Origin of the sequence: Micromonospora sp. DT4 (assembly GCF_049841675.1) — a bacterium.
Taxonomy (GTDB): domain Bacteria; phylum Actinomycetota; class Actinomycetes; order Mycobacteriales; family Micromonosporaceae; genus Micromonospora.
Map to the genome: position 1 here is coordinate 1 of NZ_JBNCKT010000172.1, position 7,862 is coordinate 7,862.

Below are 7,862 nucleotides of genomic sequence, written 5' to 3' on the forward strand. Positions count from 1 at the left end.
CCTCGACGTCCTCAAACAGCTGTTCACCACCGGGCCGTGGTTGCCTCAAACGGCTACCTCAAGCTGAATACGTACGGTCGGACATGTCAGCGATCGAGGGCAACTTGTCGCCTGGCTCGACCTTCCCGCTGCGCAGGTCCCTGATGATCTCTTCCGAGATCCGGATGTAGTCCGGTGTCTGTGGCATGGCGCTCCTCGCGTGGCACGCCAATATGATCACGATACGCACTGGCCAGACAACTAAGCGTTGCAGTGGCCACTTAGGCATATATGGTTGATCGGAAGCCGATCCTCGCGTGGCAACGAGTTCGGCTCATCCCCTCGGTCGGGGCGGGCGCGTGCCCGTCCCGACCTCATCGAACAAACCTTGCGCAATCCCGCCTGCCCGCAGAGAGGAGCGTCGTGGCTCAGGTGTATCGCGGAAGCCAGCCCCACCCCGCCGGCTATCCGGCCCGCTTGACGCCGTACGAGGTGCGGACCCGCGAGTTCGCCGCGCGTCGGCGCGGCGTCGACCTCGATGAGGTACGCGAGTTCCAGACCCGCGTCGCCGACGAACTGACCATGCTCAACGAGACGGTACGGCTGCTCAGCCGCGAGAACGACCGGCTCGGACGGGCGCTGCGCGACTGGCAGACCATGCACGCGCGAGAGTGCCGGCCACCGCACGAGCAGCACAACGCCGGCCACTGGTGACCGCGCGCCCCTCCCCCGGCGACCTGCTCGTCATCGACGGCCGAGCCTCGGTGCAGTTCGCCGGGGAACGCGCATGGTGTCGGTACCCGACGGAGGTGGTGTGCCGTGTCGGCGGCGAAGGACCGCCGGGCCACCCTCGTCGCGTTGACCGCCGAGGGCACCCGGGTCAGCGCCGCCATCCGGGCCGCTCGCCGCGCCGAGGCGGACCGCTTCTTCGGCCACCTCCCCGGCACCGACCGCGCCGAGCTGGCCCGCATCCTGCGCACCCTGCGAGGCTGAATCGGACGCGCAGGCCCACCGGACGCGGGAGCGCCTGCGCGTTTGCCCGCCCCCTGCCCGGGTAGCCAGCGGCCCCGCTCCCACTGCGGGCCCCGCCACCACCAGTCGGGGAAACCTGACAGGAGGGCCATGTCCGCCCTGAACCAGCACCGCCCCGGCTGATATGTGCGGGATCAGCGGGGAGGCGCGCTTCGACGGCCGACCGCCCGACGCGGCAGCGGTCACCCGGATGACCGAGGCGATGCGCTCGCGCGGCCCGGACGACGAGGGCCTGCTGACCGACGACTGGGTGGCCCTGGGACACCGCCGGTTGACCATCATCGACCTGTCCGACGCCGGCGGCCAGCCGATGGTGCGCGACGACCTGGGCCTCGCGCTGGTCTTCAACGGCTGCGTCTACAACTACCCGGAGCTGCGCGAGGAACTACGCAACGCCGGGTACGCCTTCCACTCCACCAGCGACACCGAGGTGATCCTGGTGGCGTACGCCCACTGGGGTGAACGCTTCGTCGACCACCTGGTCGGCATGTTCGCGATCGGCCTGGTCGACCGGGTCCGGCGGCGGCTCGTCCTGGCCCGCGACCGGCTCGGCATCAAACCGCTCTACCTCGCCGAGACCCCCGGGCGACTCCGGTTCGCCTCGACCCTGCCCGCGCTGCTGCGCGCCGGGGACGTCGACACCGGCATCGACCCGGTGGCGCTGCACCACTACCTGTCGTGGCACTCGATCGTGCCCGCGCCGCGGACCGTGCTGCGCGGCGTCCGCAAGCTGCCACCGGCCACCCTGCGGGTGATCGAGGCCGACGGGCGCAGCCGGGAGCAGGTGTACTGGCAGCCCGACTACGTACGGGAACCGGCCGACACCGAGATGGACGCCGCCGACTGGCGGGCCGCCATCGGCGACGCGCTGCGCGCCGCCGTACGCCGGCGGCTCGTCGCCGACGTGCCGGTCGGTGTGCTGCTCTCCGGTGGTCTGGATTCCAGCCTCATCGTGGCGCTGCTCGCCGAGGCGGGCCAGGAGCACCTGCGCACGTTCAGCATCGGCTTCGACAGCCACGGCGACGAGTCCGGCGACGAGTTCCACTACTCCGACCTGGTGGCCCGCGCGTACGACACCGATCACCAGCGGATCCGGCTCGCCGACGACGACCTGGCGCCCGCCGTCCGCAATGCCGTGCGGGCCATGACCGAGCCGATGGGCAGCCACGACGTCGTCGCCTTCCACCTGCTCTCCGAACAGGTGGCGAAGCACGTGAAGGTGGCCCAGTCCGGGCAGGGTGCCGACGAGGTGTTCGCCGGCTACGGCTACCACCAGCCGCTGGTCGACGCTCCCCGGCACGGCGCCGCCGAGACGTTCGCCGCGGCGTTCTTCGACCGCGACCACGACGAGCTGCGCGCCATCGTCGGCCCAGCGTACGCGCTGGACCACGACGCCAGCCGGGACCTGCTCGCCGGACACCTCGGCGCGCCCGGGGCGCAGACCGCGCTGGACGCGGTGCTGCGCCTGGACACCCACCTGATGCTGCCCGACGACCCGGTCAAACGGGTGGACAGCATGAGCATGGCGTGGGGACTGGAGGTGCGCACGCCGTTCCTCGACCAGGACCTGGTCACGCTCGCCGCGCACTGCCCCCCGGAGCACAAGGTGGCCCAGGGCGGCAAGGGCGTCCTCAAGGAGGTGGCCCGGGAGGTGCTGCCGGCCGAGGTGATCGACCGGCCGAAGGGTTACTTCCCGGTGCCGGCGCTGCGCAACGTGAACGGGCCGGTACGCGAGCTGGTCGCGGAGTCGTTGCAGGCCCCGGTGGCGCGTGAGCGCGGTCTGTTCCGTCCCGAGTACGTGGCGCGCCTGCTCGCCGAGCCGCACCGGGCCGAGGCGGCGGCCGGCAGCAACAAGCTGTGGCAGCTGGGTCTGCTGGAGCTGTGGCTACAGACCCACGACATCCGCTGAGCCACCAACCCGGGCCCGGTCGGCGCACGCCGACCTGCGCTGCCCGTCAGTGGGCGGCGGTCTGGGCGGCGAGGTCGTCGATGACGGCGCGCAGGTCGCCCGTCTCGCCGAACACCCGGCGCTGCCGTGTCGCGCCGGTCCCGTCGCGCCGCAGTCGGGCCAGTTCAGCCAGGACATAGCCCAGGTCACCGTGGCGCAGCAACGCCGGGGCGATCGTCGCCATCAGGTCGTCGACCAGGTCCCAGGCCGGCCGGGCCCCGCCGGCCCGCAGGTCGACCAGCGCGCCGTCGAGACCGTCGTGGGCCGCCCGCCAGTGCGCCGCGGCGACGAGACAGTCGCGTACATCCGGGGCGGGCACCCCGGCGCGTACGTCGTCGGCGAGGGTCGCGACCAGGCCGCGGACCAGGGCGGCGACCAGCACGGCGTCGTCCACGGTCGGACACACGTCGCCGACGCGCACCTCGACCGTCGGGTACGCCGACGACGGCCGGGCGTACCAGTAGACCATTGCCGCGTCGAGCATGATGCCGGCGGCGATCAGCTCGTCGACAGTGCGGTCGTAGTCGGCCACCGAGTCGAAGTACGGGGTGGGACCGATGCTGGGCCAGCGCTCCAGCTGCATCGACCGCCAGCTGGCGTGACCGGTGTCGTACCCGTCGTGCAGTGGCGAGTTGGCGGTGATGGCCTGCACCACCGGCAGCCACACCCGCAGGTGGTTGCAGACCTGCACGGCCAGTTCCCGGTCCGGCAGCCCGACGTGCACGTGACAGCCACAGACCGCCGGGTCGTGCGCCACCGGACCGTACCGGCGCGACATGGCGTGGTAGCGCGGCTCGTCGGGCACCGTCCGGTGCGGCTCGGCCACCGGCGTCGCGCCGACCGCCACGAGCCGGGCCCCGGCCCCGGCGGCGGCCTCGACGGCCGAGCGCCGCAGCGCCACCAACTGGGTACGCAGTTCGCCGAGGTCGGCGCAGACCGGGGTGACCATCTCCACCATGCTGTGCCGGAACTCCTGGCGGCTCTGGTCGCGGGCCCGGCCGCGCAGCGCGGCCAGCACCTCGTCGGCCACCGGCAGGTTCCGGCCGCTGTCCGGGTCGAGCAGCAGGAACTCCTCCTCGACACCGAGGGTGAGGGGGCCGAGGTCGGGCCGGGTGTCGACGGTCGTCGGACGGTACGCCATGGCCGCCTCCATCCGCTGCTGTGGCCACGGGCGGGTACCCGGCCGACGGGCGGCTCGGTTTCCCGGCCGGGGCCATCGGCAAACGCGCGGTCAGCCCGTAGTCAGCGCGACCGCCCGCGCGGTGAGGAAGGCCCGTTCGGCCGCGTTGTCCGTCAACGCGACGGCCGTCCGGTACGCCTCGACGGCCTCGGCGTCGCGGCCGAGCCGGATCAGCAGGTCGGCGCGGACCGGTGCGGGCCGGCGCTGTCCGTGTACATCGCCGCCTCCGGCACCGGGAACGCGCGGGCGATCTCGGCGGCACGCAGGCCACCGAGCAGACGCAGGGTGAGCGCGACCCGGGTAGCCGGGCGGCCCCGGTCGTACGCCAGGTAACGGCACGGTGGCCAGCGCGTACGGGGTACGGTGTCGCGCCCTCGCGGGTCGGGTGCGATGGTGTAGAAAGGCGGAGTGAGCGCAGCGGTGACTCAGGTGCCGGTCTTCGACCGAAGGACGGTCCACGGTGGCTGACCACGACCAGCCGCCCATCCCCCGCACTGTCGGCACCGCTCTGGTGCAGCTCGGCGACGTACCCCTGGCGGACCTGTTGGCCGGGGCGGGTGACGGCGTCCTGGCCCACGTGCTGGGCACGCTGGCCACCGAGGGTGAGCCGGGCCGGCCCGGCGACGTGTCGGCGTTCGAGTCGAGCTTCTGACCGTGCCGGCCGACGCACCGCCGTCGGCCACCCGGCACCGTCCTGCCGTGGCCGCGCCCCAGGTCCGCCAGGTGGTGCTGAAGGTCCACTCGCGATGCAACCTGGCCTGCGACTACTGCTACGTCTACCGCCACGCGGACCAGGACTGGCGGGCCCGGCCCCGGATCATGGCCCCCGGCACCGTACGCCGGGTCGCCGACCGGCTCGCCGCCCACATGGCCCGACACGGCAGCGACCGTGTCCGGGTGGTGCTGCATGGTGGTGAGCCGCTGCTCGCCGGCCTCGCCGTGCTCGACCGGACGGTACGCACGCTGCGCGCCGCGCTGCCCGCAGGGGCCACACTCGACGTGGCGATGCAGACCAACGGGCTGCTGCTCGACGAGGCGGCGCTCGACCTGTGTCACACGCACGGCATCGACGTCGGCGTGAGCCTGGACGGCGACCGCACGGCCAACGACCGCCACCGACGCCACGCCGACGGGCGCGGCAGCTTCACCGAGGTGGCCGCCGCGCTGCGCCTGCTGGCGCGGCCCGAACACCGCGCCCGCTACGCCGGCCTGCTCTGCACCGTCGACCTGGCCAACGACCCGATCGCCGTCTACGAGGGCCTGCGGGAGTTCGACCCGCCCCGGCTGGATCTTCTGCTGCCGCACGGGAACTGGAGCGCTCCCCCACCCGGCCGTCACCCCGACGACCCCGCCACCCCGTACGCGGACTGGCTGATCGCCGTCTTCGACCGCTGGTACGCCGAGACGCCCCGGCGGACCGGCATCCGGCTGTTCGAGTCGCTGATCGCGCTGCTGCTGGGCGGGCGCAGCGGCACACAGGCGCTGGGCGTCGCCGAGCCGGATGTCATGACGATCGAGACCGACGGCACCATCGAGGGGACCGACACACTCAAGACCACCACGGCGTCGGCGATGCGGACCGGCTACGACGTCTTCCGGCACAGTTTCGACGACGCGCTGCGGCATCCGTCGCTGGCCGGGCGCCCGACCGGGATCGCGGCGCTGGCCCCGGCCTGCCGGGCCTGCCCGGTCGTCGACGTCTGCGGCGGCGGCCTGTACGCGCACCGCTTCCGCGACGGCGTCGGGTTCAGCCACCCGTCGGTCTACTGCGCCGACCTGTTCCGGCTGATCCGGCACGTCCAGGAAACGGTGACCGCCGACCTGGAGGCGCTGCGTCGTCGGAGCGTACCGGCGGCGCACCCGTGACGGCCCCTCTGACGGCGGCCCAGCTCGCCGGACTGGCCACCGGCCACGGCGACGCCGACACCATCGCCGTGTTGCGGGGCGGGCAGCTCGGTCGCCGCCGACTGCTGACCGTCGCCGCGGCCCGCGCCTGCCGCGCCGAGCCGCTCGCCCGGCAGAGTCTGGACCTGCTGACCCGGGCCGAACACGCCAAACCGGCAACCGTGGCCGAGGTGCTGGCGCATCCACCGGTGACCGGTTGGGCCCGCGCCGCGCTCGACGGCGCGGCCGGCCCCACCTACCTCGCGACGCTCGCCGCGGCCGCGGCGAGCCGCGCCGGCCTGACGTTCACGCTGATGCTGCCCCGCCCGGCCGACGGTGTGCTCGCGCTGCCCACCGTCGGCGCGGCGACGGGGCTGTGCGCCGACGACGCGGTGCGGCTGTGCGGCGAGGCCGGCACGCTGCGGATCGACGCCGGCGCGGCCGACGACGGGGTACGGGTCGACGCGCGCGACGGACGGCTGCTGGACGCGGGTGACGGCGCAATCGACTGGCAGCCGGCGCGCAGGACCGTGCCGTTCGACGCGGCCGGGGTGCTCGTCGACGACCAGGACCCGTGGCGCAACTGCTACCACCGTCCGTCCGCGCCCCGACTGGACGACGCGGGGGCCGCCCGGCTGGACCGTCTCGCCGCCGGTGCCGGGCAGTGGCTGCGCGAACACCTTCCGGCGCAGGCCGACGCGCTGGCTGGTCTGCTGCGCTCACTCGTGCCGCTGCGACCGCCGCCCTCGGGCAACCCGGTGAGCGCCACCAGCAGGGACGCGCTGGGGGCCATCGCGCTCTCCGTGCCGGCCGACGCGCAGACCCTCGCGCTGCTGCTCGTGCACGAGGTGCAGCACACCAAACTCGGCGCGCTACTCGACCTGGTCCCGCTCTACCAGGCGGGCGGGCCGGCGCGCTACCGGGCGCCGTGGCGACTGGACCCACGCCCGGTCGGCGCGCTGCTCCAAGGCGCGTACGCCCACCTGGGTGTGGCCGAGGTGTGGCGTCGCCGACGGCACGAGGGCACCGCGGCCGCGTTCGAGTACGCGTACTGGCGGGAGCAGACCATCCGCGCGGTCCGGCAGCTCGCCGGCTCGGCCGAGCTGACCGAAGCCGGCCGGTCGTTCGTGGCCGACATGGAGCGCACGCTGCGCGGCTGGCGCGACCCGGTGGACGGCCCGGTCGAGGCCGCCGTGCGGGACGTGGCCGACGCCGGCACGGTGCGCTGGGGCCTGGCCAACTTGCTGCCCGACCCGCACGAGGTGGCCCGCCTGGCGCACGCGTGGCGACACGGCGTGCCACCCGAGGTCGGCCGCTCGGCGCCGACGGTCGTCCCGGCCACGGCCCGTCCCGCTCTCACCCTGGGCAGCGGTCCCGAGGCCGCCGTCCGCCACCGGCTCCTGGGTGGCGGCGGGCCGCCCGGGTCGAGCCCGAGCGACCAGGCGTACGCGGCGGGCAACTCCGAGGACGCGCTGGCCGGTTACCGCCGCCGTCTCGCGGCCGACCCCGGTGACGTCGATGCCTGGGTGGGGCTCGCACTGACCGCCCGCCACACCGGGCAACCGGCGGCGGCCGGGGTGCTGACCCGCCGGCCCGAGCTGGTGCAGGCGCTGAGCCACACGCTCCCCGACGCCGACCCGCTCACGCTCGCGGCCTGGCTGGCACAGTCCGCCTGACCGGTCGGCTGCGGGCAGCGACGCCGCTCGCCCCCGGATGCGACGCCACACGCCAGCTGCCCGCGGACGCGACGCGCACGGGCCAGCCCCGTTACCTTTTTGATCGTCCCCAGCCGGGGACTGCTCGGTCGCTCGGCCCGGTATGACTTACCGCCCCTGTCGT

The 7,862-nt window shown here is 74.0% G+C and carries 7 protein-coding genes; 6 read left to right on the forward strand and 1 reads right to left on the reverse strand.

The features are described from left to right. Nucleotides 1-402 precede the first annotated feature (402 nt). The 3 genes from ACLQ24_RS27630 (at nucleotide 403) to ACLQ24_RS27640 (ending at nucleotide 2,920) form a co-directional block, all read left to right on the forward strand. On the forward strand, nucleotides 403-693 hold the full coding sequence (locus ACLQ24_RS27630; protein ID WP_425894668.1) for a DivIVA domain-containing protein: 291 nt from the start codon (nucleotides 403-405) through the stop codon (nucleotides 691-693). Nucleotides 694-798: 105 nt separating this feature from the next. Continuing rightward, nucleotides 799-972, forward strand: coding sequence for a hypothetical protein (locus tag ACLQ24_RS27635; RefSeq protein ID WP_425894669.1), 174 nt, complete (start codon nucleotides 799-801; stop codon nucleotides 970-972). A 163-nt stretch (nucleotides 973-1,135) separates the two neighbouring features. After that, the gene (locus ACLQ24_RS27640; RefSeq protein WP_425894670.1) at nucleotides 1,136-2,920 is read left to right on the forward strand and encodes an N-acetylglutaminylglutamine amidotransferase; all 1,785 of its coding nucleotides are present in this window, start codon (nucleotides 1,136-1,138) and stop codon (nucleotides 2,918-2,920) included. 46 nt (nucleotides 2,921-2,966) lie between these two features. Here ACLQ24_RS27640 and ACLQ24_RS27645 read toward each other — a convergent pair whose 3' ends face one another. Continuing rightward, entirely contained in the window at nucleotides 2,967-4,100 is a 1,134-nt protein-coding gene (locus ACLQ24_RS27645) for a carboxylate-amine ligase (RefSeq protein WP_425894671.1), read from the reverse strand. A 499-nt stretch (nucleotides 4,101-4,599) separates the two neighbouring features. Here ACLQ24_RS27645 and fxsA point away from each other — a divergent pair, with 499 nt between their 5' ends. From fxsA to ACLQ24_RS27660, 3 genes are read left to right on the forward strand one after another with little or no spacing between them, the layout of a single operon-like run. After that, on the forward strand, nucleotides 4,600-4,791 hold the full coding sequence (gene fxsA, locus ACLQ24_RS27650) for an FxSxx-COOH cyclophane-containing RiPP peptide (RefSeq protein ID WP_425894672.1): 192 nt from the start codon (nucleotides 4,600-4,602) through the stop codon (nucleotides 4,789-4,791). Between the two features lie 47 nt (nucleotides 4,792-4,838). After that, complete coding sequence (locus ACLQ24_RS27655; protein WP_425894673.1) at nucleotides 4,839-6,005, forward strand: FxsB family cyclophane-forming radical SAM/SPASM peptide maturase; 1,167 nt, start codon at nucleotides 4,839-4,841, stop codon at nucleotides 6,003-6,005. Next, nucleotides 6,002-7,699 (forward strand): aKG-HExxH-type peptide beta-hydroxylase, encoded by a 1,698-nt coding sequence (locus tag ACLQ24_RS27660; RefSeq protein WP_425894674.1) that lies wholly within the window; start codon nucleotides 6,002-6,004, stop codon nucleotides 7,697-7,699. The genes ACLQ24_RS27655 and ACLQ24_RS27660 overlap by 4 nt, the downstream gene beginning before the upstream one ends. Nucleotides 7,700-7,862 lie beyond the last annotated feature (163 nt).